General features: G+C 70.8%; 21 protein-coding genes. 3 read left to right on the forward strand and 18 right to left on the reverse strand.

What is annotated here, in order from left to right; all coding sequences use genetic code 11:
* Window positions 1-145: 145 nt before the first annotated feature.
* Window positions 146-1,648: a signal recognition particle-docking protein FtsY gene (gene ftsY, locus ACWD38_RS20925; RefSeq protein ID WP_184481741.1), complete on the reverse strand. Its 1,503-nt coding sequence runs from the start codon at window positions 1,646-1,648 to the stop codon at window positions 146-148.
* Between the two features lie 108 nt (window positions 1,649-1,756).
* Here ftsY and ACWD38_RS20930 point away from each other — a divergent pair, with 108 nt between their 5' ends.
* On the forward strand, window positions 1,757-2,950 hold the full coding sequence (locus ACWD38_RS20930; RefSeq protein ID WP_450124721.1) for an anhydro-N-acetylmuramic acid kinase: 1,194 nt from the start codon (window positions 1,757-1,759) through the stop codon (window positions 2,948-2,950).
* A complete protein-coding gene (locus tag ACWD38_RS20935; RefSeq protein ID WP_184481745.1) occupies window positions 2,947-4,458 on the forward strand; it encodes a sodium:solute symporter in 1,512 nt (503 codons plus the stop codon). The genes ACWD38_RS20930 and ACWD38_RS20935 overlap by 4 nt, the downstream gene beginning before the upstream one ends.
* A gap of 112 nt (window positions 4,459-4,570) precedes the next feature.
* On the opposite strand, the gene ACWD38_RS20940 is transcribed toward ACWD38_RS20935, so the two are convergent.
* The 5 genes from ACWD38_RS20940 to ACWD38_RS20960 form a co-directional block, all read right to left on the reverse strand.
* Complete coding sequence (locus ACWD38_RS20940; RefSeq protein ID WP_450124722.1) at window positions 4,571-5,461, reverse strand: hypothetical protein; 891 nt, start codon at window positions 5,459-5,461, stop codon at window positions 4,571-4,573.
* Window positions 5,462-5,839: 378 nt separating this feature from the next.
* A complete protein-coding gene (locus ACWD38_RS20945) occupies window positions 5,840-6,682 on the reverse strand; it encodes a peptidase associated/transthyretin-like domain-containing protein (protein ID WP_184481748.1) in 843 nt (280 codons plus the stop codon).
* Window positions 6,683-6,788: 106 nt separating this feature from the next.
* Window positions 6,789-10,589 (reverse strand): chromosome segregation protein SMC, encoded by a 3,801-nt coding sequence (smc, locus tag ACWD38_RS20950; RefSeq protein ID WP_450124723.1) that lies wholly within the window; start codon window positions 10,587-10,589, stop codon window positions 6,789-6,791.
* 114 nt (window positions 10,590-10,703) lie between these two features.
* Complete coding sequence (locus ACWD38_RS20955) at window positions 10,704-11,021, reverse strand: acylphosphatase (RefSeq protein WP_450124724.1); 318 nt, start codon at window positions 11,019-11,021, stop codon at window positions 10,704-10,706.
* 511 nt (window positions 11,022-11,532) lie between these two features.
* Window positions 11,533-12,063 carry a hypothetical protein gene (locus tag ACWD38_RS20960; RefSeq protein WP_450124725.1) on the reverse strand — a complete coding sequence of 177 codons (531 nt, stop codon included), beginning with the start codon at window positions 12,061-12,063 and terminating at the stop codon, window positions 11,533-11,535.
* Window positions 12,064-12,227: 164 nt separating this feature from the next.
* Here ACWD38_RS20960 and ACWD38_RS20965 point away from each other — a divergent pair, with 164 nt between their 5' ends.
* Window positions 12,228-13,133, forward strand: coding sequence for an NBR1-Ig-like domain-containing protein (locus tag ACWD38_RS20965; RefSeq protein WP_184481756.1), 906 nt, complete (start codon window positions 12,228-12,230; stop codon window positions 13,131-13,133).
* 340 nt (window positions 13,134-13,473) lie between these two features.
* Here ACWD38_RS20965 and ACWD38_RS20970 read toward each other — a convergent pair whose 3' ends face one another.
* From ACWD38_RS20970 to ACWD38_RS21025, 12 genes are all read right to left on the reverse strand, one after another.
* Window positions 13,474-14,094, reverse strand: coding sequence for a nucleoside/nucleotide kinase family protein (locus ACWD38_RS20970; RefSeq protein ID WP_184481758.1), 621 nt, complete (start codon window positions 14,092-14,094; stop codon window positions 13,474-13,476).
* The gene (locus ACWD38_RS20975; RefSeq protein WP_450124726.1) at window positions 14,091-15,455 is read right to left on the reverse strand and encodes a sugar porter family MFS transporter; all 1,365 of its coding nucleotides are present in this window, start codon (window positions 15,453-15,455) and stop codon (window positions 14,091-14,093) included. Before ACWD38_RS20975 ends, ACWD38_RS20970 begins: the two co-directional genes overlap by 4 nt.
* A 421-nt stretch (window positions 15,456-15,876) precedes the next feature.
* On the reverse strand, window positions 15,877-16,680 hold the full coding sequence (locus ACWD38_RS20980; RefSeq protein ID WP_450124727.1) for an ESX secretion-associated protein EspG: 804 nt from the start codon (window positions 16,678-16,680) through the stop codon (window positions 15,877-15,879).
* 2 nt (window positions 16,681-16,682) lie between these two features.
* A complete protein-coding gene (locus ACWD38_RS20985) occupies window positions 16,683-17,942 on the reverse strand; it encodes a PPE domain-containing protein (RefSeq protein ID WP_184481765.1) in 1,260 nt (419 codons plus the stop codon).
* 19 nt (window positions 17,943-17,961) lie between these two features.
* Window positions 17,962-18,522 (reverse strand): DUF3558 domain-containing protein, encoded by a 561-nt coding sequence (locus ACWD38_RS20990; protein ID WP_450124736.1) that lies wholly within the window; start codon window positions 18,520-18,522, stop codon window positions 17,962-17,964.
* Window positions 18,523-18,573: 51 nt separating this feature from the next.
* Entirely contained in the window at window positions 18,574-18,939 is a 366-nt protein-coding gene (locus tag ACWD38_RS20995) for a hypothetical protein (RefSeq protein WP_246457051.1), read from the reverse strand.
* A 204-nt stretch (window positions 18,940-19,143) separates the two neighbouring features.
* The gene (locus ACWD38_RS21000; protein WP_450124728.1) at window positions 19,144-20,220 is read right to left on the reverse strand and encodes a hypothetical protein; all 1,077 of its coding nucleotides are present in this window, start codon (window positions 20,218-20,220) and stop codon (window positions 19,144-19,146) included.
* Window positions 20,221-20,323: 103 nt separating this feature from the next.
* Window positions 20,324-20,851, reverse strand: a complete 528-nt coding sequence (locus tag ACWD38_RS21005) for a hypothetical protein (RefSeq protein ID WP_184481771.1) — start codon at window positions 20,849-20,851, stop codon at window positions 20,324-20,326.
* Between the two features lie 5 nt (window positions 20,852-20,856).
* Window positions 20,857-22,242, reverse strand: coding sequence for a putative T7SS-secreted protein (locus ACWD38_RS21010; RefSeq protein ID WP_184481773.1), 1,386 nt, complete (start codon window positions 22,240-22,242; stop codon window positions 20,857-20,859).
* The gene (locus ACWD38_RS21015; RefSeq protein WP_184481775.1) at window positions 22,242-22,799 is read right to left on the reverse strand and encodes a hypothetical protein; all 558 of its coding nucleotides are present in this window, start codon (window positions 22,797-22,799) and stop codon (window positions 22,242-22,244) included. The genes ACWD38_RS21010 and ACWD38_RS21015 overlap by 1 nt, the downstream gene beginning before the upstream one ends.
* Window positions 22,792-23,229: an SseB family protein gene (locus tag ACWD38_RS21020; RefSeq protein ID WP_184481777.1), complete on the reverse strand. Its 438-nt coding sequence runs from the start codon at window positions 23,227-23,229 to the stop codon at window positions 22,792-22,794. Before ACWD38_RS21020 ends, ACWD38_RS21015 begins: the two co-directional genes overlap by 8 nt.
* Before the next feature lie 158 nt (window positions 23,230-23,387).
* On the reverse strand, window positions 23,388-23,645 hold the full coding sequence (locus ACWD38_RS21025; RefSeq protein ID WP_184481779.1) for a DUF397 domain-containing protein: 258 nt from the start codon (window positions 23,643-23,645) through the stop codon (window positions 23,388-23,390).
* Window positions 23,646-23,653: the final 8 nt, after the last annotated feature.

The raw sequence follows: 23,653 nt of genomic DNA on the forward strand, positions 1-23,653 counted from the left end.
CAAACCAAGAAGACCACCGGCGGGTTCTCAGCTGCTTCCTCGCGAGGACAGCTTTTTCCCTCGTGGCGGAGCCACTCGGGAAAAAGATCCCGCAGCGAGGAAGCAGCTGAGGTTCCGCTAAGCGACCACCTACGAAGGCCGAAACTCACCCAAGCAACGCATCAACGAAGGCGGCGGGTTCGAAGGGGGCCAGGTGGTCCGGCCCCTCGCCGAGGCCGACGAGCTTCACCGGCACGCCCAGCTCGCGCTGCACCTGGAAGACGATGCCGCCCTTCGCGGTGCCGTCGAGCTTCGTCAGCACGATGCCGGTCACGTCCACCACTTCGGAGAACACCCGCGCCTGCACCATGCCGTTCTGGCCGGTGGTGGCGTCGAGCACCAGCAGCACCTCGTCGACCTGGGCGCGCTTCTCCACGACGCGCTTGACCTTGCCGAGCTCGTCCATCAGCCCGGACTTGGTGTGCAACCGGCCGGCGGTGTCCACCAGCACGGCGTCCACGCCGGCGTCGGTGGCGCGGGAGACCGATTCGAACGCGACGCTCGCCGGGTCCTGGCCTTCGTTGCCGCGCACCACTTCGGCACCGACCCGCTCACCCCAGGTGGCGAGCTGTTCGACGGCGGCGGCGCGGAACGTGTCGGCCGCGCCGAGCAGCACCTTGTGGCCGTCGGCGACGAGCACCCGCGCCAGCTTGCCGGTGGTGGTGGTCTTGCCGGTGCCGTTGACGCCGACGACCAGCAGCACCGCGGGCTTGCCGCCGTCGGCGGGGTCGCCGTGCGGCAGCGCGCGCACGGAACGCGGTGCTTCGGTGCTCAACGCGTCGATGAGCACTTCGCGCAGCAGCGCCCGCGCGTCCTCCGGGGTGCGCACGCCGCGCGAGGCGATCTCGGTGCGCAGCCGCTCGACGATCTCCGTGGTGGTGGCCGAGCCCAGGTCGGCCATCAGCAGGGTGTCCTCGACCTCTTCCCAGGAGTCCTCGTCCAGGTCGCCCGCGCCCAGCAGGCCCAGCAGGCCCTGGCCGAACGTGGAGCGGGAGCGGGAGAGCCTGCCGCGCAGCCGTTCCAGCCTGCCCGCGGTCGGCTCGATCTCCTCGATCTCGGTGGCCGGCTCGGCCGTCGCGGGTTCCGGTTCCGGAGGGGCCGTGGTGCGGTCCTGCTCGGGCACCTCGGCGGGCGGGGCGGTGGTGTCCTCGACCTGGTCCACCGCCGTCGCGGCGTCGGTCCCGGTCGTGCGGTCCTCGGCGGGCTCGGCCGTGGTCGCCGGGTCCTCGGTGGTCGCGGGCTGCTCGCGGGGAGTGCCGGTCTCCGCCTCGACCTCGGCTTCGGTGGGCAGCGGCACGTCGACGATGCCGCGCTTGGCGCTGTCCCTCGGTTCGGCGGCGTCGTCACCGACTCCGGGCTGCCCTTCGGTCTCCGGTCGTTGCTCGACCGGGTGTTCCGGCGGCGCCGTCGCGGTCGCGCCGCTGGAGAAGCTGAAGCCACCGCCCGCCTGGTAGCCGCCGCCCTGCACCGCCGGGCGCTCGGCCTCCTGCTCGCGCAGGCTGATGCGGCGCCTCCGGGCGAGCACGATGCCGGTGACCACGGCCAGCACCAGCACCACGGCGACGACAACGGCGATCAGAATCAGGTTCGAGGTGGACACGCACCCCATCCTCGCACCCGCTCGGAGCAGCGGCGGAGCAACCCCAAGGTGGGCGATTCACCAACAATGGCAGAAACGCGCTTGCATCCCCCAGCCCGGTGCAATACACCACTGTGCATGTCCTCTTGGCGGGTTCTCGGCCTGATCTCGGGCACGTCGATGGACGGCATCGACATCGCCGTCGCCGAGCTGAGCACGTCCGGCGACGGCACGGCGCGGCTGCGGCCGTGCGGCTCCACCGAGGTCGCCTACCCCGCCGAGCTGCGGCGGCGGCTGCTGGCCGCGCTGCCCCCGGCGCACCTCGACGCGCGGGAGTTCTGCGTGCTCGACACCGAGGTCGGCCGCGCCTTCGCCGACGCGGCCCGCCACGGCATCGCCGAGTTCGGCGACGTCGACCTGATCGCCTCGCTCGGGCAGACGCTCTACCACTGGGTCGAGGACGGGCGGGCGCGCGGCACCACGCAGCTCGGCCAGCCCGCGTGGATCGCGGAAGCGACCGGCCTCCCCGTCATCGCGGACCTGCGCGCTCGCGACGTCGCCGCGGGCGGGCACGGCGCACCGCTGGCCGGGGTGCTCGACGCGCTGTGGCTCGCCGACCGGCCGGGGCCGTCGATCGCGCTGAACATCGGCGGCATCGCCAACATCACCGTCGTCGGCGGACCCGAACCGCTCGCCTACGACACCGGGCCGGGCAACGCGCTGCTGGACGCCGCGGCAACCCGGGTGACGGACGGCGCGACCGCCAGCGACGTCGGCGGCCTGATCGCCGCCGACGGCCGGGTGCACCGGCGGCTGCTGGAGCGGCTGCTGGCCGACGACTACTACCGAGCGGAGCCGCCGAAGTCGACCGGCAAGGAGCACTTCGGCGCCGACTACCTGGACTCGGCGGTGCGCGAGGTGGACATCAGCGGGCCGGACCTGCTGGCGACGCTGACGGAGCTCACCGCCACCACCATCGCCGACGCCTGCCACCGCCACGGCCCCCGCGAGGTCATCGCCTCCGGCGGCGGCGTCCACAACCCGACGCTGATGGCGGCGCTGCGCGATCGGTTGCGGGACGTCGCGCTCCACGTCAGCGACGACCTCGGCCTGCCGGCGGCGGGCAAGGAGGGCTACCTGACCGCGCTGCTGGGCTGGTTGACCTGGAACGGGCTGCCCGGCAACGTCCCCGGAACCACCGGCGCCGACGGCCCCCGGCTGCTCGGCGCGATCACCCCCGGAGCCCGGCCGCTGCGGCTGCCGAAACCGGCGAGCGAACCTGTGCACCGCCTGCGCATCACCCACACCACGACTCCCCTGGAGGCCGAATGAGGTCCATCGATCTCATCGTGATCGGGCTGTACCTGGTCGCGATGCCGCTGCTGGGCCTGCTGCTCAGCGGGCGGCAGCGCAGCTCGCAGGAGTACTTCGTCGGCAGCCGCACCCTGCCGTGGTGGGCGGTGTGCTTCTCGGTGGTCGCCACCGAGACCTCCACGCTGACCGTGATCAGCGTGCCGACGGTGGCCTACCTCGGCACGTTCACCTACCTGCAGCTGGCCATCGGCTACCTCATCGGCCGCGTCATCGTCGCGTTCGTGCTGCTGCCCAAGTACTACGCCGGGAACCTGGTGAGCGCCTACGAGTTCCTCGGGCAGCGCTTCGGGTCCGGGCTGCAGGGCACCGCCTCGGTCACCTTCCTGATCACCCGGTTGCTCGCGGACGGCCTGCGGCTGTTCGCCACCGCGATCCCGGTGAAGGTGATGCTGGAGGTGTTCGGGGTCAGCGTCTCGTACTGGCAGATCGTGCTGGCGCTGTCGGTGCTGACCGTGATCTACACCTACTTGGGCGGGATCAAGGCCGTCGTGTGGGTCGACGCGATCCAGATGTTCGTCTACGTGGCCGGGGCGATCCTGGCGGCGGTCGTGCTCAACGGGCGGCTGTCCGGTGACTGGTTCTCCACCGCGTTGCAGGAGGGCAAGTTCCAGGTCCTCGACTTCGGGTCCTCGATCGTCACCGAGCAGTACGCGTTCTTCACCGCCGTCATCGGTGGCGCGGTGTTCGCGATGGCCTCGCACGGCGCCGACCAACTGATGGTGCAGCGGCTGCTGTCCTGCCGGAACCTGCGCGACAGCCAGCTCGCGCTGATCGCCAGCGGCGTCGTGGTGGCGTTGCAGTTCGGGCTGTTCCTGTTCATCGGCACCCAGCTGTGGTCGTTCTACAAGGGCGCGGACCCCTCGGCGCTGGGCATGGGCAGCGATGACGAGCTGTTCCCCCGGTTCATCGTGAACGAGCTGCCGGTGGGCGTGTCCGGCCTGCTGATCGCGGGCATCCTGGCGGCGGCGATGAGCACCTTGTCGTCCTCGTTGAACTCGCTGTCCACCTCCACGGTCAGCGACCTGTACCGGCGCATCGGCCGGCGCGACGTGGACGACGCGAGCGTGCTGCGGCTCGGCAAGGTCTGGACGCTGATCTGGGCGCTGGTGTTCGTGGTGTTCGCGTCGCTGTTCAGCAGCACCGACAACCCGGTGGTGGAGATCGGGTTGAGCATCGCCAGCTACACCTACGGCGCGCTGCTCGGCGCGTTCCTGCTGGGGCTGCTGGTGAAGCGGGCGCGGCAGACCGACGCGATCATCGCGTTCGTCTCGACGCTGGTGGTGGTGCTCGTGCTGGCGTTCGGGGTGACGTTCCCGGACGGCGAGGGCGGCGAGGCGTCGCTGGCGTTCCCGTGGTTCACGCCGGTCGGCGTGCTCGTCACGCTGCTCGTCGGCGGCCTGCTGTCGTTGCGCCACCCGGCGCCGCCGGCGGCGGAGAAGACCGCGGCGACCGCCGAGTCCGCTTGACCGGTGCGGCTCGCGGACCCCGCCCTGCCTGGGCGAACGGTCCGCGAGCCGCTCCTTGATCACGTGTGGCTGTTATTAGCCGCTGCCGCACCGCGATGTGATCATCGAGCGGTCAGGAGAGCATCATCGGCAGCGAGAAGATCAGCAGGCAGAGCACGAACCACGCGATCATGAGGCCCACGACCAGCCGGACGTTCGGCGTCGACTGCGGAACCGGGCCGATCGCGCCGGCGCCGAAGGCCACCATCGGAGGCTTGTAGTACGCCTCGATCTGCTGGCCCGCGTTCACCGGGATCACCGCGGTGGCCGAACCGAACTTCCACAGGTAGTTGACGTGCACCTCGATCTGGTGCTGCCCCGGCGGCAGGTCGATCACCGTGCGGCCCCAGACCGCGGGCGGGCCCGGCTGGCCGTTGATCGTCACGCCCGGCTTGAACAACGCCAGCATGAACGCGAGCGGCGCGTACGACGAGTCCAGCACCACCCGTCCCATCCCGGCGGGCGGCGGGCCGAGCGGCTGCGGCATGCCGGGAGCCTGCTGCGGCGGCCCGGGAGGCGGGTACCCCTGCGGCATCGGCTGGCCGGGCTGCGGGTAGGGCTGCTGCGGCATCGGTCCGGAGCCGGGGTATGGCTGCTGAGCCATCGGACCGGAACCGGGGTAAGGCTGCTGCGGCATCGGACCAGAGCCCGGGTAGGGCTGTTGCGGCATGGGCCCGGAACCCGGGTACGGCTGAGCCATCGGGCCCGGGTACGGCGATCCCGCGTACGGCTGCGGCATCGGGCCGGAACCAGGGTGGGGCTGCTGGGCCGCGGGTTCCGGGGCCGGGTAGCTCGGCTGCGGCAGGCCCGATCCCTGGTAGGGCTGCGGCGGCGGACCGGAGTACGGCTGCGGGAACGGCCCGGAGGCGGGATTCTGCTGCGCCCCGGACCAGTCGGGAGGCGGCACCGGTTGCCCGGCCTGGGGGTGCGGCTGACCCGGTTGCGGGCCGTACGGCTGAGACAAGGTGGCCTCCTGGGGGGCACGAAGAACGCGACGCACACCGTAATGCCCGCGTCCGTTCCGCCTAGTCCCGCCCCGAGAGCAACCGCCCCGTCGCCCGATACGGCTGTGGACAACCCCTCCCGCTGTGGACAACTCGCGCAATGTCGCGAGAAATTGACGCCCCGCGCCGCGCCGATATGCCGCACCGTCACCGAAAAAACCTCGATGACCAGCGATTCCTCTTCCCAACCCTCGCCACTTCATGATCATGGTCGGTTCAATTTCGCGAGAAATTTGCGGGGCGTCATCCGGGTGAGCGGTGCGGGGGCGTTCGCGGCTCCGTGCAGGTGAGCTCCGACGGCCCGGGGTGCGGGCCGCCGGGTCACCGGGTGCACGGGATCAGGTGCCGTCGCGGTCGGAGTCGGCGGAGAGCACGATCGAGGCGAGGTGCCCGTCGCCGTCGGGGACGACCTTGAGCAGCATGGCCTCCTCGAAGATCGAGTCGCCGTCGTTGAACGTGTCCCGCCCGGTGTGCGCGGCGTAGGGCTGCTGGGAGAACACCGCCGAGTTGAGCTTCTCGTCGAACATGAGCTGGCTGGTCAGCACCCGCTCGTTGCTGACGTGGACCATCACGTGGACGTGCACGGTGCGGCCCCGGTACCAGCCGGGCCAGATGGTGGTGAACTCGACGACGCCCTCGGCGTTGCTGACCTGGGCTCCGCGCAGGTAGCGCTCGTCGTCGGTGGGCACCAGGTCCTGATCGCCCCCGCCGGGAGGCCGGTCACCACCGCCGGGCGGCGGTCCGGGCGGGGTGCCGCCGCCACCGGAGGACTGGTCCTCGGCGCCGGAGTACAGCCCGGCCGCGTCGCAGTGCCAGATCTCCACGACGGCTCCGGGCAGCGCCGCGCACGTCTCGCTGTCCTGCACCTTCAGCGCGAGCCGCAGCCGCACGCCCTGCCGGTCCTCGCGGATGTCGCTGCGGATCTTGTCGGCGTCGAAGTAGTACGGGCCCTGGGTGGTGTCGGGGGTGAGGGTGCAGGTGTTGGTGCCGGCGAACAGGTCCGCGGCCTCGGTGGCGGTCTGCGGCGTGACCGATGCGCTCTCCCCTGTGGAGGTGGTGACGGTCGTGCTGCCGCCCGCCTGCGATCCGCACGCGGCGAGCAACGTGCCCAACCCGATGGAACCGACCCCGGCGAACACGGAGCGCCTGCTCACCCGCTGACCTTCGTGGTGGTCTGACATGCCGCCCTCTCTCGCAGTCTCGTACTGGGAACGGGACCGAAGTTAGAGCCGGAACGTGCGAGGAACCTGAACGCCAGCTGCGAGATCCGCGTGCGCGGGCCGCCGATCAGCCGGTGGCCGGACCGTCCGGCGCGTCGCCGTCCCCGGCCGGAGCGCCGTCCCCGACCCGAGCGTCGCCCTCGACCGGAGCGCCGTCCCCGACCGGAGCGTCGGCCGCGACCGCGGCGCCGGGAACCGGTTCCTCCTGGGCCGACGTCGCCGCCGCGTCCACCGGAACCTCGCCGTCGGCGACCGCTTCCGGCGCGGGGCCTTCCCCGGAGGCCTTGCCCTTCGACCCGCGCAGCCGCTGCGAGATGACCGTGGTGATGCCGTCGCCGCGCATGCTCACGCCGTAGAGCGCGTCGGCGATCTCCATCGTCGGCTTCTGGTGCGTGATGATCAGCAGCTGCGAGGTGCTGCGCAGCTGGTCGAGCAGGATGATCAGCCGCCGCAGGTTGGTGTCGTCGAGCGCGGCCTCCACCTCGTCGAGCACGTAGAACGGCGACGGCCGCGCCCGGAAGATCGACACCAGCATGGCGACGGCGGTCAGCGACTTCTCCCCGCCGGACAGCAGCGACAGGCGCTTGACCTTCTTGCCCGGCGGACGCGCCTCCACTTCGATGCCGGTGGTGAGCATGTCGTCCGGGTCGGTGAGCACCAGGCGGCCGTCACCGCCGGGGAACAGCACCGAGAAGACCTTCTCGAATTCGGCGGCCACGTCGTGGAAAGCGGACTGGAAGACCTCCAGGATCTTCTCGTCGACCTCCTTCACGACGTCCAGCAGGTCGCGGCGGGTGGACTTGATGTCCTCCAGCTGCGTGGACAGGAACCGGTAGCGCTCCTCCAGCGCCGCGTACTCCTCCAGCGCCAGCGGGTTGACCTTGCCCAGCAGCGACAGGTCCTTCTCGGCGCGCTTGGCGCGGCGTTCCTGGGTGCCGCGGTCGTAGGGCACCGAGGGCGGCATGGTGACTTCCTCGCCGCGTTCCTTCGCCGCCTCGTACTCGGCGACTTCGGCGGGGCTCGGCGGCACGGGCACCGTCGGGCCGTACTCCTCGGCGAGGTCGTCGAGGCCGATCCCGAAATCTTCGATGATCTTCGATTCGAGCTGTTCGATGCGCAGCCGCTGCTCGGCGCGCACCACTTCGTCCCGGTGCACCGCGTCGGTGAGCTTCTCCAGCTCGCCGCTGAGTTCCCGCACCCGCGCGCGCACCGCGCCGAGCGCCTGCTCGTGCTCGCTCTGCAGCGCCTGCGCGGTGTCGCGCTCCTCGGTGGCCGCGCGCAGCGAGGCGGCGATCCGCTCCAGGGCGGTCTCGGCGCCGTCGATCACGGCCTTCGCGACGCGGGCGCCGCGTTCCCTGGCCTGGCGGGCCGCTTCCGCGCGGGCGCGGGCCTCGCGCTCCTGGCGGGCGGCGCGGCGCAGCTGGTCGGCGCGGCCCTGCACCGCTCGGGCGCGTTCCTCGGCGGTGCGCTGGCCGAGGCGGGCGTCCATCTCCTCCTGGCGCAGCGTGCCGAGTTCGCCGCCGAGCCGGTCGCGCAGCTCGGTGTCCGGTTCGGCCTGCTCCTCCTGCTCGTTCTTGACGGCGGCCAGCCGCTCCTCCAGTTCCGCCAGCGAGGACAGCGCCTGCTCGCGGGACTGCTCGACCTTCGCGCGCTGCTGGCGCACCCGCTCCACCTCGGCGGTCGCCGACTGGGCTGCTTTACGCAGGCTGGAGACGCGTTCGGAGCTGCGGGCCGCGGCGACCTTGGCCTCGTTGATCTGCTCCTGCACGACGCGTACCTCGTCGCGGCGGGCCTGTTCCTCGGCGCGGGCGCCTTCGAGCGCGGCGGAGTGCTGCTCCAGGCGGCGTCCGGCGGCGGCGTGCTCCTGCTCGGCTTCGGCGACCGCGGCCTGCACCTCGATGACGCTCTGGCCGTCGTCGGAGCCACCGGTCGCCCAGTTCCCGCCGAGCACGTCGCCGTCGCGCGTCACGGCCCGCACCTCGGGGTGCGCGCGCACGACCGCGCGAGCGGCGGGGAGGTCGTCGACGACCGCCATCCGGTCCAGCGCCGTGGTCACCGCGGCGCGCAGCCCGTCCGGGGCGCGCACCAGGTCGGCCGCCCAGCGCGCCCCGTCCGGCAGCGTCGGCCAGCTCGACCGGTCGGCTTCCGCGGTGCCGCCGACCAGCACCCCGGCTTTGCCCGCCGCGTCGGTCTTGAGCAGTTCCAGCGCGCTGACCGCGTCGTCGACTCCGGTGACCGCCACCGCGTCGGCGACGGCACCGAGCGCGGCGGCCAGCGCGGCCTCCGCCCCGGCGTCCACGGTCAGCAGCGCGGCGACCGATCCGAGCAGGCCCGGCACCTTGTCGCCCGCGGCCAGCAGCGCACCGGCGCCGTCCTTGCGGTTGAGGCCCATCGACAGCGCTTCGACGCGGGCCTGCCAGGACGCGATCTCGCGTTCCGCGGTCCGCTCGGCCTTGACCAGCTCCTCGACGCGGGAGCGGGCGGCGTCCCTGGCCGCGGCTGCGTTGGCCTGGCGGTCGTGCAGCCCGGCGTCGTCGGATTCCTGTCCGCCGCTTTCGGCTTCGGCGTCGGCGAACGCGGATTCGGCGACCTCGGCGCGCTCCTGCGATTCGGCCAGCGACGTCGACAGCCGTTCCAGCTCGTCGGAGGTGGCGCCCGCCTTGCTGCGCATCGACTCGACCTGGCCGGACAGCCGCGCGACGCCCTCGCGCCGGTCGGCGATGGCGCGGACCGCGGCCATGTGCTCGCGTTCGGCCTCCTTGAGCTGCGATTCCAGCTCGGAACGCCGCCGCACCACGTCGCCGAGGGTCTCGCGGGCGCGCTCGACCTCTTCGCGCAGCTCGATCTCCTGCTCGGCGGCCTCTTCCGCTTCGGCGTCGAGCTGGTCGGGGTCGCGCCCGCTGCGCTGCTCGGTGTTCTGCGCGGTGAGGTGCTTGTGCCGTTCGGCGGCGAGCCGCAGCGTGCCGTGCAGCCGCTCTTCCAGCGCGGACAGCCGGTACCAGGTGTCCTGCGCGCGGTTGAGGCGCGGCGCGTCGGCGGCGACCTTCTCCTCCAGCCCCTTCTCCTCGGACTGGGCGAACTGCAGGCCGCGTTCGACCTCGGCGCGCTTGGTCTTGGCCTCTTCCTGGTCGGCCTGGTCGCGGGCCAGTTCGGCGCGGGAGGACAGCAGGTCGTCGGCGATCAGCCGCAGCCGCGCGTCCCGCAGGTCGGCCTGCACGGTCTGCGCCTTGCGCGCGATCTCGGCCTGCTTGCCGAGCGGTTTGAGCTGGCGGCGCAGCTCGCCGGTGAGGTCGGTCAACCGGGTCAGGTTGGCCTGCATCGCGTCGAGCTTGCGCAGCGCCTTTTCCTTGCGCTTGCGGTGCTTGAGCACGCCCGCGGCCTCTTCGACGAGCCTGCGGTGCTCGTCGGGCTTGGCCTGCAGGATCGACGCGAGCTGGCCCTGGCCGACGATGACGTGCATCTCGCGGCCGATGCCGGAGTCCGACAGCAGTTCCTGCACGTCCATCAGGCGGCAGCCGTTGCCGTTGATCTCGTACTCGCTGGCGCCGTCGCGGTACATCCGGCGGGTGATCGAGACTTCGGTGTACTCGATGGGCAGCGCGCCGTCGGCGTTGTCGATGGTGAGCGTGACCTCGGCGCGGCCCAGCGGGGCGCGGCCGGAGGTGCCGGCGAAGATGACGTCCTCCATCTTGCCGCCGCGCAGGTCCTTGGCCCCCTGCTCGCCCATCACCCAGCGCAGCGCGTCGAGCACGTTGGACTTGCCGGAGCCGTTGGGCCCGACCACGCAGGTGATGCCGGGTTCGAAGCGCAGCGTGGTGGCCGAGGCGAAGGATTTGAACCCTTTGAGCGTCAGGCTCTTCAAGTGCACGGCTGCGATCGACCTTTCCGCGAGTGCTGCCTGCGTGCGGCGTTCGGCAGAGCGTACCCGCCGCGATGTTCACCACCTCGCAGAACCGCGCCGGGACCGTTCCCGCGAGCCCGTTCAGCGTTCGACGAATCCCGTGCGGTCGCCCTTGGGGGCCGACCACTGCTCGGCGACGTGATCGACCTGGCCGGGGGTGTCGGCGGAGCGCAGCGCGGCGAGGAGCCGTTCGCAGGCGGCGCGCGGGCCCTCGGCGACGACCTCGACGCGGCGGGCGGGCAGGTTCGTGGCGCTGCCGACCAGGCCGAGCTCCAAGGCGCGCGCTCGGGTCCACCAGCGGAACCCGACGCCCTGCACGTGCCCGTGCACCCAGGCGGTCAAGCGGGCCTGCTCGGTGTTCGCGGAGTCGGCCGGGCCGGTGTCGTCGGTGTCGCTCACACCTCGCATGATGCCCGCCCGCGGGACCGCGTTCGCGGCGCACCCCGCACGCTCCGCGACCGCACATCACTCGAAGGTGTCTGAACCGGAGGCTTTCCCCGGGAATCACCAGCGCACGCAGTGGATCACCGCGGTGGAGCGCGGCACCCGGGCCGAACGGGCCTTGCCAGAGCGGCTACCGTGTCGCGAGATCCACGCGCTACGTCCGGAACGTCGACTTCGGTCCGAAACGGACGCCGCCGGTATCAGCGGAACAGGTTCGCCGGCCCGTTCCGTCGGGACTGAACGAGTGGGACACGATGGACCCTTTAGCACCTGAACCTGCTGCGGAGTCCGGGGATTCGCCCGGACGGCCGCGCCGCTTGGCCCTGTGGGCGACCACCGGGGTGGTCGTGGCGACGGGATTCGCCGCGTCGGCGGCGGTCATCGTCGGTGACCAGCAGCGCAACGACTCGGCCGAGGAGTACCCCGCGGTCGCGCCGAGCGCGACCACGCTGATGACGACGACGGGCTATCCGGGGGTGCCGCGGCCGGTCGGACCGCCGCAGCTGCTGCCGCCGCCCCCGCCGCCGGGCACGACCTCACCGGTGGACATCACCTCGACCGAGCCGGACGAGACCAGCGATTCCGTCGTGGTCCCGCCACCGGGGGACGATTCGTCCGCGCCGGCACCGCCGCGGCCGACCGGCCCGCCGGACACCGGGACTCCGGCTCCGCCGCCGCCACCTCCGCCGCCCCCGCCGACGACGCAGCCGCCGACGAGCCCGCCGACCACGAGCCCGCCGCCCACCACTCCGCCGGACACGACGTCCCCGCCTCCGACGGAGACGACGTCGGGCGGTTCCGGTTCGCCGTCCGCCTCGCGCACGGACGAGTCGGCGCCGCCGCAGCGCTCCAGCGCGGAGTCCACCACCGCGCCGCCGACGCCGGCACCCTCCTCGGAGGCATCCGAGCCGACCGTGCCGCCGGGTTCGTCCGGAACGCGCTGATCGTCGCGGTCCGCATCCGTTCGGACCGCGGCGATGCACCGATCGCCCGACACCGGTGATCAAATGGTGCATTCCCGCGTCCGGCGGCGGAAGTGACCCGCGGCGCCGTGCTAAATACAAGTCTCATGTCCCCGAGCACGCCGTACCCGAGGAGCCAGTTCCGCCGCCCGCCGAGTCCGGCGGTGCGCACGCACGACCTGACCTTGAGGCATCAGCGATGAGCGAATCAGAGGTGAGCCCCGCGGCCGGTGGCAAGCGGGGCCGCAAGCAGTCGCGGCCCGACCCGGCCGACGGCCCGGTCGCCGCGTTCGCCTATCGGCTGTGCGAGCTCAAGGAGTCCGCGGGCGATCCGTCCTACGACCGGATGCGCGGCGACTTCGGCGCCGCCGCCTCGAAGTCGGCGCTGTCCTCGGCGGCGCGCGGCCAGGACCTGCCGTCGTGGGAGACGTCCTGGGAGTTCGTGCGGAGCCTGGCGGTGGGGGTGCTCGCCCAGGACTCCGAGACGGTCCGCCGGGAGTGGCTGCGGCGGTGGGAGCACGCTCGCGCGGCGGCCGAGCAGCCACCCGTCCCGGAGGAGACCCCGGCACAACCCGAGGCGACGGTTCCCCCGGTGCGACCGGACGAGGAGCCCGATCCGGACTCCGGATCGGCAGGCGCGCGCCGCCGCGGCTGGATCTTGGCGGGCACGGGGCTCGCGGTCGTGCTGGTGGCGGTCGCGTTGAGCGCGTACCTGCTGTCCGGCCCGGAGCGGCCGATTCCCAGCGACGCGTCGCTGATGGTGCGCGAGACGATCGAGGACGGCACCCCGATCGCCGCGGGAACGAGCTTCGTGAAGTCCTGGGAGATGATGAACGTGGGCCGCGTCCCGTGGACCGGCCGCTACCTGGAGCAGACCGGTGAGCGGATCGGCGACGCCGAGTGCACCGCGCCGGAACGCGTGTGGATTCGCGACACTCCGCCGGGAGAACGGGTCTGGATCACCGTTCCGGTGCTGGCGGGCGACAAGACCGGACAATGCAAGCTCCCGTGGAAGATGGTGGACGAGAACGGTGATCTGTTCTTCCCGGATCAGGCGTTACGGCCCGTTTTCTTCGACATCACGGTGACTCCGGCGGAGAACTGAGCGCACCGTTCGGAGGGGGCGCCTTCGTCCACCCGTCGCGAACGAAGGCACCCGCCACCTCTTCCCCAGGGGTTGATCTCCACGCCGACCCCCCAGATCGGCGCGTGGACTTCCCCTTTTTCCTGCGGTTCGAGTGATCGCCGCAGACATGCCAGGCGGACCTGACCCCCAGTGCGGCGATCGCTCCGGCACCCGATGAGCGGTCCCCCAGTGAACCGCCGCCGCTGCCGTGACGACTACGTTTCCAGGACTCGCCCGGCCCGCCAAGCGATCATTGGCCGGTCCCGCCGATTTCAATGTCCACGCAGGTCAACGAATTGACCAGGAGTCAAAACAGCCCTCAAGCCGGGTCGCCGCGCACCAGCAGGTCGGCGTGCGCGCGGGTGGGTGCGACGACCTCCGCGTTGCGCTCGTCGCTGCGCAGCACCCACCGCCGCGCCTCGTCCCTCGATCGGCCGTACCGCTCGTGGCGCGCGATGAGCCGGGAGAGGCGTTCGTCGTCGTCGGGTGCGAGGAACCACGATTCGTCGAGCAATTCCCGGACCTGGTTCCACGGCGGCACGTCGAGCAGCAGATAATTGCCTTCGGTGATCACCAGCGGTGTCGCCGGATCGATCGCGATGGAGCCGGAATAGGATTCTTCGACTTCGCGGTGGAATTCGGGCGCGTACACCGTCTCCGAGTCCTGCTCCCGGATTCGCCGCAGCAGCGCCACGTATCCGGCGGCGTCGAAGGTGTCCGGCGCCCCTTTCCGGTCCCGGCGGCCGAGCCGCCGCAATTCGGCTTCGGCGAGGTGGAATCCGTCCATCGGCACCAGCACGGCCGCCGAACCCAGTTCGGCGAGCAGCGCGTCGGCGACGGTGCCCTTGCCCGCCCCGGGGGCTCCGGTGATGCCGAGGATGCGCCGCGTTCCGCCCTCGGCGAGGGCGCGGGCGCGGCGGACGAGTTCGTCGATGCTCACGCGTTCTTCCCCCCGCGCAGGGACGTTTCGATGTCCTCCAGGCTGCGGCCCTTGGTCTCCGGCAGCTTCCGGTACAGGTAGCTGAGGCCGATGACCCCGAGCACGCCGTAGATCCAGAACAGCCCGGTCGCGGTGAACGCGTTGATCAGGGTGAGCACCGAGATGGAGATGACGAAGTCCAGGCCCCAGTGCGTGACGGTGCCGACGCTGGAGGCCTTGCCGCGCACCGCTGTCGGGAACACCTCGCTGTTGATCAGCCAGATGGCGAGGCCGAGGCTCGCCGCGAACGCCGCCTCGTAGAGCATCAGCCCCACCGTGAGCAGCGTCCCGAGCCCCTGCACGCTGGGCAGCAGGTACAGCGCGCCGAGCCCGAACAGCACGACGATGACGACGCTGGTGCCGCCGATGAGCAGCGGTCGCCTGCCGACCCGGTCGATGAGCAGCAGGGCGATCGCGGTGAACACCATGTTCGTGGCGCCGATGCCCACCGAGGACAGGATCGCCGCTGAGTCGCCGAGCCCGGCCTGCTTGAGGATGGTGGGCGCGTAGTAGATGACGGCGTTGACGCCGACGAGCTGGTTGGTGGCGGCGACGGCGACGCCGAGCAGCACGGCCGGGCGCAGCCGGGGCCGGAACAGGTCGCGGTAGGAGAACGCGTTCTCCTCGCGCATCGCCTCGCTGATCTCGACGAGTTCCGCTTCGGCCTCGTCCGGGGTGCGGGTGCGCAGCAGCGCGGCGCGGGCCTGTTCGGTGCGACCGCGCGAGAGCAGCCACCGGGGGCTCTCGCTGAGGCCGAACAGCCCGGCGAGCATCAGCAGCGACGGCACGGCGGCGAGCCCCAGCATCCACCGCCAGCCCCCGCTCTCGGCGAAGGCGTAGCCGACCAGGTAGGACACGAAGATCCCGATGGTGATCATGAGCTGGTTCATGGACACCAGCCGGCCGCGCAGCGCGGGCGGCGCGATCTCGGCGATGTAGGTCGGCACGACCAGCGAGCTCGCCCCGATGGCGACGCCGAGCACGACGCGCGCCACGATCAGCACGGCCACGTTCATCGCCAGTGCCGAGAGCAGCGCGCCGACGGTGAACACCACCGACACCAGCAGCAGGGTCCGCTTGCGCCCGAGCCCGTCCACGACCCGTCCGCCGCCGACGGCACCGGCGATGGCGCCGAGCAGCAGCGAGGCCACCACGACCTGCTGCATCCCGTCGTCGAGCCCGAAGGCGGGCGCGATGTAGAGCAGCGCGGCGGAGATGACTCCGGTGTCGTAGCCGAACAGCAGCCCGCCGAGCGCGGCGATGGTGGAGGCGCCGAGGACGGCGCCGCGTCCTCGCCCCGGGGTGGGTGGTGCGGAACTCATGGGCTGGGGGTCCTCCTCGACGTTTCCCGCGTGCGCGACGGCGTTCGGCCGACGAGACGCTAGAGGACTGCCGACGCCGTGACCAGCATTGCCACGGAATCGATGCACAGCAACCGATTGCCCGCCCGAAACGCCCGACTGATCACCAAAGCCACGGCGAGCAAACCCGCCCGGTGGCCGAAACCCGCGCCTTCGCGGCGAAGCCGTGCCTTGGGCTGCGAAGCAAAGCCTGCATTGCGGCCGAAGGCCGTGCCTGTATGTGCGAAGCACATAGCCCACGTCACAAAGGTGACAACCCGCGGGTTCTCAGTGGCTTCCTCGCGAGGACGGCTTTTTCCCTCGTGGCGGAGCCACTTGGGAAAAAGATCCCGCAGCGAGGAAGACACTGAGGTTCCGCCACCCGACCACCAAAGCAAAGAGATCAGTCATCGACGGTATCGTCGACGAGTTCCCGCACGTAGTCGACGAGGCGGCGGTTGTCGCAGGGGGCGACGGTGCTCCACTGCCTGCCGTCGCCGCTGGCGCGCACGGAGTGCAGGTAGCGCCCGTCCGGGGTGTCGTGGAAGCCGACGACGCGGTCGGAGCGCAGCGGTTTCGCCGAGCGGGTCGGGGTGTGCTCGACGCCGAACTGCCCGCGCATGCCCATGCCTTCGGCCATCCGGGACAGCATCTCGGCGTCGTCGGGTTCCACGCCGAGTCCGCGGAGTTCGTCGGCGAACGCGCGCATGTCCTGCCCGGCGCGCGCACCGGCGTCCATCAGCACGTCGTGCGGCACGCTCACCGGCCGCCCGCCGCCCGCCGGTCCGTCGCCCGCGACGGAGACGACGGCTTCGGGCAGCGAACCGCCCCGCACCGGCGCGAGTTCGACGATGTCACCGTCCACGATGGTCACGAGCCCGGCGTTGCCGTTGGCGGATGCGAGCGCCCGGATGGAGCGGTCCGGCGCCCAGATCCGCAGGTCGACGGCGAGCTGCGGCCGGTCCAGCAGCACCAGCAGGTCGGCGAAGTCCTCGTCGAGCCGGTCCTTGCCGGGTTCGGCGAGTCGGCGCGCCCGCAGCTGCGACCACACCTGCGCGACGATGTCGGCGCGCTCGGTGTGCGTGGCGCCCGGACTGGGCACGGTGAGCACGATGTGCCTGCGCTCGGTGAGCCCTTCCGATTCGCACGCCACGTCGAACTCCACCGTCGAGAGCACGATGGGTTCGGCGTCTGCTCCTGGACGCACCGTCAGCCCTTCTTCGGTTCGTCGTCGTCACCGGGCTCGCGGTCCGCGCCGAACACCGGCGGGGCCACGAGGCGGTTGTCGTCGAACGGCGTTTCCTCTTCGTAGTACTTGTTCTCGTGCTCGCTGTCCTCGCCGGAGCCGCCCTGCCCGCGGGTGGCGGCGGGGCCCATCGCGGAGCCGGGAGCGGGTTTGCTGGTGGCGGAACCGCTCGCGGTGCGCCCGGCCGTGGTGTCGCCCGGACCGCCGCCGATTCCGGAGGAGCCGCCGCGCAACGACCCGGCCTTGCCCTTGTCCGCGCCCGCGGAACCACCGCGCACGCTGCCTTCGGGAGTGCCGGCCTTGCCGCCGAGCAGCTTGCTCGCGGCGACCGCGCCGATCCCCGCGACGGCGGCGCCGCCCGCGCCGATGCCGAGGACGCCGCCGAGCCCGATGCCGCCCTGCTTCGGGTCGTCGTGCGGGTTGGTGTCCGGGTCGCCGCCGGTCCCGCGACCGGGCTCCTGCCTGCTGCCGCTGCGCCCACCGCTGACCGGGGTGTCGCCGCCTCCGCCGGAGCCACCGGCACGACCGCCGGTACCACCGCCGATGGCACCGATCCCGCCGACGCCACCGGCATATCCGGCAGCGCCACCCGCACCGCCGCCGGGCGAGGCGAACGCGCCGATCCCGGAACCCGCGCCCCCACCGGGCGCCGCGGCCTGCGCGGTGACGGCGGCGGGCTGCATCTCCGGCATGGGCTGGAAGCTCTCGGCCTGCGTGACCGTGGTGTCCCGGTACGAGTTGAGGGCCTGCTGCGCGACCTGCTTGCGGCCGTCGATCTTCTTGGCCTCTTCGTCGTAGTCGCTGGTGTAGCCGAAGACGCCGGCGCCCTTCTCGAAGATGTTCTCGGACTCGTTGTTCTGCATCTCGTTCTGGTTCGGCAGCGTGTTCTTCGCCGACTCGAACCCGCGCCCCTGCGCTTCCACGCTGGTCGCCGAGGTCGCCAACGGGTCCTGAGACTGCTGCATCACCGCGGATTGTTTGGCGGTGGCCTCCTGCGCGATGGCCCCGGCGTTGCCGGTCCACTCGATCTGCAGCTTGCCGAGCTCGGTGCGCAGGGTGTCGTCGAGCTCCGTGACGATCTGCGCGCACTGCTGCAGCGCGGTCGCGGCCTGGTCCATCGACTCCGTGCCGCGCCCGTCCTTGATCTTGCCGATCCAGTCCAGCAGCTCCGGGATGTCGAAGCCCTGGAACCGGAGGTTCCGGATCGGATTCAAATCCTCCACGCCAGCCCCCTCAGCTCGTTCAGCCCTGCGCCTGCAGGTTGGTCACCGCGAACTCCGCCGCCTGCTTGGCTTTGGCACACATGTCCTGGTTCGGGACGGATCCCGCAATGGTCGGCGTGTAGAACACCTCGAGGGTCTGCCCGTCGGCGACGTCGACGTCCACTCGGCACCCCATTCCCTCGAGCCCAGCACCGTTCTGACCTTGCTCTGCCGGAAAACCTTGCACGGTGTACGTCGCTGCCGTTTCGGGGAACGGGTCCCCGGAACGTTCGACGGCTTGCGCGAGATCCATCGGCAACGACTGGATCTGAACGCCGACATCAGGATCGGCGCCAGGAAGGCTCAACCATCCGCACCCGACGTCCTGCCCCGTCAGCGGACTGGACCGGCCTACACCGACGGCTGCCTGCTGGCCGGGGGACAGCAACGTGCAGAGCTCCGCGCTCTGCTTACCGGCGAGCACCAGTTCCCGAGGCCGTTCGGGAGCAGGCTGCGGCGCGGGTGACATCGAGCCCGAGGGCGGCTGATCCGATCCCTCGCCACCGTTCAACGCACATCCAGTACCGAGCAACCCGACCATCGAGAGCACGGCGGCCCAGCGGCTCACACTTGAAAGCACTTGCACGTCTCCCTAGAACCGGGCTTCGCTCGACTTGAACGAGGCCTCGATCTCCTCGTCGGTGAAGCCGTACGCCTTCGCGGCTTCTTCCAGCTGGTTCGCCAGCTCCTCAACGCTCTCGACGTATGAATGCAAGCGTTCGAAGTGCGATTCAGGGCCCACCAGCAAGTTGCGGTTCCAGACGGCTGCGGCAGTGGTGCTGATCTCGTCGCGCGCCGACGCTTGCACCATCAGTTTCGTGCGGAGGTTCTGCAGCTTGAACTTCGCGTCCTCCGCCGCCTCCCCGATCACCCGGCGTGCCGCCAGGACGTTCTCCGGTGTGACGGTGATGGTCTGGCCCGGCCCGCCCGGAGCGGGGGGCGGTGCTGGTGCGGTCATCGCGGGGAACCCCCAAGTCGCGGCTGCTGATCACCAGTGCGACGCAGACAGTAGCAGCGCCGGTTCCACCCCCGACCCGACTTCCGCGAACTTCACACGGACCGCACAGCCTCCACCCGATCGGTCCTCCTCGACCGACCATGGTCCGACTCAGGGAGGTCAGCAGCTGCGGAGCCGCCGAAGTTCACGCCGCGCCGCGGTTGATCAACGTTGACACGAGGCTCTGTTGCCCCCGAACCCTTTTGGACCAGCCCACCTATGATGCCAAGTCATTTGGCGTATCACGTGAAAGTCGTCCTCATCGACGTTCTCCGGCGTCCCCAAGGCATCGACTTGTTCCTTCATCGGCGGGCGAGTCACGTTGGTATAGATCCGAACGTGGGCGATCCCGCACGGAAAGGCTTGGTTGCTGCCCCACGCTTGGCGCAGACCGGCGTTCACCAGCACGTCCCAGGAATCCGCGAACAGGTCCAGGCGGATCTTTCGAAGCGCCTCGAACAGGTTGTCCTCCTCAGCGCTGTACTGGCCGAACGGGCCGGTGAGCCGCAGGTGCACGCCGCCCCTGTCACGGCGGCCCCACTCCGCCAAAGCCCTCACCCGCTCCTTGTTCTCTCTCGGCACACGCCCGCGCACGTAGATCTCTTCCGCGTGCGGAAGTACTTCGTTCCGCTGCTGCTCGGTGGGCACGCAGGCCGGTACGTATCCACCAGCCTCCGCAGGCTTCACCGCAACGTTCCGGATCGCGTCACGGTCAGCTTTCGTCCGCCTCTTGCCATGGCGCATCGACTCGATGACGTGCCAATACTCTTCCCTGTCACCGGATCCCGTCTCCGCACCGACTTCCCAGTTCTTTCGTAAAGTCCACTGCAACCTCGGGCTGTATTCGTAGTCGAGCTCTGCAGACGCGGTCACGCCCAATGCGTCGACCGGATCCGCGTCCGGCGGCTCGCCGTACTCCCGAAATATCCGGACCTGGTCGACCGCACACGGATGCTCCTCGGTAGGCCCCCAAGCGGTGATCAAGGAAGCGTTCACGAGAACGGACCAGCCCCAGCCGTCGTCGTGGAGGTCGGCGCGCAACACCATCAGCGCAGAGAACACGTCGGCGCCGGGCGAGCTGACCGTCTTCGTCGGGAGTTCCAATTCGACATGCACGCCGGTTCCGAGGCGCACCCAGGTCAACCGGGCCTTCTGGAACACCAAAGTCCCAGCATCGGTCGGGGCGGGTCCGTAGACCTGAACCTCGCGGACGTGCCGCTGAGCAGGCTCGGGCTGTGCCATCACGTTCGTTCTGTTCCTCTCCGAACACGCCTGCCCACCACCTGCGCGATACTGGGTCCGGGCATCCGACATCTAGGCGTGCCGTGTTGCTCGGCTGCGGGACTCAAGACTTCCGAGCCTGGAACGCCCTTCGTTCCCGGTCGTACTCGGTCCAGCTCCATTCGCCCGGCCCCACTCGCCCGGCCCACTCCTTGCGCCAGAGCAGCTGCTCGTCCACAGAACCCCCTCCGATCTCACCCAGGTCGTCGGGTAACGCCAGCGCGTGCAGCGAATACGGCTCCGGCGGACGGCCGAACGCCGGATAGATGCGGACTTGGTCGATGTGGCACGGGTACCGGCGGGTGGAGCCCCACGCATTGCGACGGGAAGCGTTGACCAAGACATTCCAACCGTGCTGCTGCAGGTCCGAACGCATCCCGAGCATGGTGGAGAAGACATCGCGCCCAACACTGGCCATGTCGCCCACAGGTAGGACGATGTCCACAAGCACCTCGCCGTCCGTGGTGGGGAACCACGTGATCTGGGCCGATTGGAGTGCCCACTGCTTCGGGTCCTGCGGTGAGGGTCCGTACACGGGAACCTCGCACGACTGCGACGGCCCGTTCTGGATCGGCTCGCTTTGATCGCTCACAGCTCTCATCTCAATCTTGCTTCCAGATCGCGGATTTGCTTGCGTATTTCAACGATGTCCTCTCGGTGCTTCGCCAAATCTTGCGGCCGATGCTGCTCCAGTTCGGTCTGGTAATCGCGCGCCTCCTCATTCGCCTTGTAGAGACGCTGCAAGTTCTCCTCAGCAGCCGCCCGCCAGGACGCCGACGGCGGTTCCGCTGCACGAGGCGGTTCCGACTCGGGGGTGCTCGGCCCGTCACCCGGGTTCATCGGGTCGAGCACGTCTTCGTCCATCCAGTCGGGACGGCCCCTGGGGAAGTAGTCCTCGTCCGGGGAGTTGCGTTCGACGGGTTCCGGTTCCGGTTCGGGTTCGGGGGCCGGGCGGTTCTCGTTCAACCGCGGGCCGTGCTCGTCGTAGCCGTAGGGCGGGTCGAAGTGGCTGCGCTTCTCCACCGGCGGCGCCCCGTCGAACGGGCTGCCCGAGGGTGCTTCCGGGGCGAGTTTGCCGACTCTGCCCACTTTGCCGCCGAGTCCGGCCGCTTTCGCGCCCGCGCCCGCGCCGCCGCCGGCGACGGTGGTGCCGATGTTGGTGGCGGCTTTGCCGAGGGCGGCGGCGGGGTCCTTCTTCCACTCGTCGAGGGAGCCGATGGTCTGGCCCCAGCCCTCCTTCGTGGTGACCATGTGCACGATTCCGGCGCCCGCCGAGAATCCGGCGGAGATCGTGGCCGCCGGGTCCGTCATCAGGTGCAGGGGTTTCGCGGCCATCCCGAGCACGCCCATGCCCATCTCGCCGACCGCGCCGAGCGCTCCGCCGGTGAAGCTCTTGTACGCCTCGAAGTAGGTGCCGCCGGTCGCGCGGGCCATGTCCGCGAGACGTTCCAGCACGGACGGGTCGGGGGCGCTCTCGGCGGCCTGCTTCAGGGCGGTGCGGGTGGCGGCGCTCGCCGAGCGGAGTTCGCTGCGCGCCTGGTCGAGGATCGCCTGCGCTTCGGCCGTCTTGGCCGCGCCGGGGTCTTGGAAGGGCGCGACCCGATCTTCGGGACCGGCCGCTTTCACCTGCGCCGCATGGGCTTTCTCCGCGCGGGCGCTGTCCTGCTCGCCCTGGCGGTGCAGTTCGATCGCGCGGGCCGCCTTGTCCTGCGCGGAGCGCAGCGCGTTGCCGTGGTCGGTGAGCGCCGACGCCGCCTTGCCGAACGCGGCGGCGGCGACGTCCCAGCGCTGCTGCTCGTCGCGCACCGTTTTGCGGTAGGCGTCGGCGGCCGGGCCGGTCCAGGCGTGTTCGGAGTCGATGCGCCGCACCGCGCCGAGCCCGTCGGCGATGCGGCGGAGCGTGTCGGCCTTGTCCCCGGTTCCCGCGACGTCGCCGGGCACGAGTTCGGTGGGGTCGTCGGTGTCGCCCAGTTGCGCCGCCATCAACGATCATTCCACTCGCGCAGAGCGGGGTTCATGACCTCGGCGCCGGCCTGTCCCGCCGTCCACAGGTCGTCACCGACCTGGCCGAACGACTCGCCGACTTCGCCGAGCTCCTCGCCCCAGCCGCCGTAATCGGGCCTGGCGGCCTCGCCCAGTTCGCTCCAGCTCATGTCGCGGGCACCGGCGACCTTCTGCTGATCAGGTGAGGCGACGGTCATGTAGATCTCCTTGAACAGTCCCGAAACCTCGTCGTCCTGACCGCGGTACTCCCGCACGACTTCGGTGAGCTGGTCGGCCATTTCCTGCCCGGTGCGCAGCAGGCTGCCCAGGCCGTGCTCCCACTGGAGGCAGAACATGGCGAGCGCGCCCCGCACCTCGGAATCCTCACCGAGGTCACCGGCGCTGAGCGCCAGGGCTTGCAATCCGGCGCCCGAACCCGCGTCAGCGACGTATCCGCCACCGGGGATCAGGTCGGACAGCGCCTGCACCGTCTGCTCGTGTCCCGCGATCACCGCGTCCAGCGCGGCCGGGTCGATCCCGAAGTTCCCCTCAGGCATCGCGCACCTCCTGCGCCGCCAGCACCAGCTGGTGCTGCTCGCCGGAGTCGACGACGACTCCGACGCTCGGTGGCAGGTAGTGCTCGAACAGCCGCTTCGCGGGCAGCGACACGGTGTTCACCGAACCGTCCGCGTCCGCCATCCCGGCCGCACCGGCGTAGTCGGCGACCCGTTGCCGCGTCGAGAACACGGGCAGCCATTCGCGACCGCCGAGCAGCACCGTGGTGGCCTCGGCGTGCAGGTGGACCGTCGCGTTGCGCAAGGTCGAGAGCAGCAGCGTCGGGTCCGGGCGTTCCTCCGCCGCCTGCCAGCGGCGCGCCGCCAGCACCAGCACCGGTTCGGGTTCCGGCGGAGGCGCCGGCGCCTGCTCCGGGGGAGGCTTAGGAACAGGTCCGAGGAGATCCCCGGACAGCGTCAGCACCTCACGCATCCAGCACCGCCAACATCCTGACCAGCACGTTCATCCGCGTTCTTCCCTTCCGCACCGCCCATTCCCGGCGCCGGCGACCGCCTCCCCCATGAGATGATCTCCAGCGCCCGGAGGACGCTAACAGCGCGGATTCACGCGCGTGGCCACTTCGGAGAACGTCACACGGAACCCGCACCGCGCAGCGCGGCGAGGAAGTCCGCCCACCGCCGAGCGGGCACGACGAGCACCCCGGTCTCCGGCGACTTGGAGTCCCGAACCCCGACGAAGCCCCCACCGGGGGCGACCTCGACGCAGTTGGCGGTGTCCGCGCTGCGGCTGGACTTTCGCCAGTTGAACGCCACCTCTACGCAGTTGGCAGTGGTTGCGCTGCGACTGGACTTCCGCCAGCGGACTTGCTCAACGTGAAGCTGCTTCATGCACGAAG

The organism is Saccharopolyspora sp. NPDC002578, from assembly GCF_053592695.1.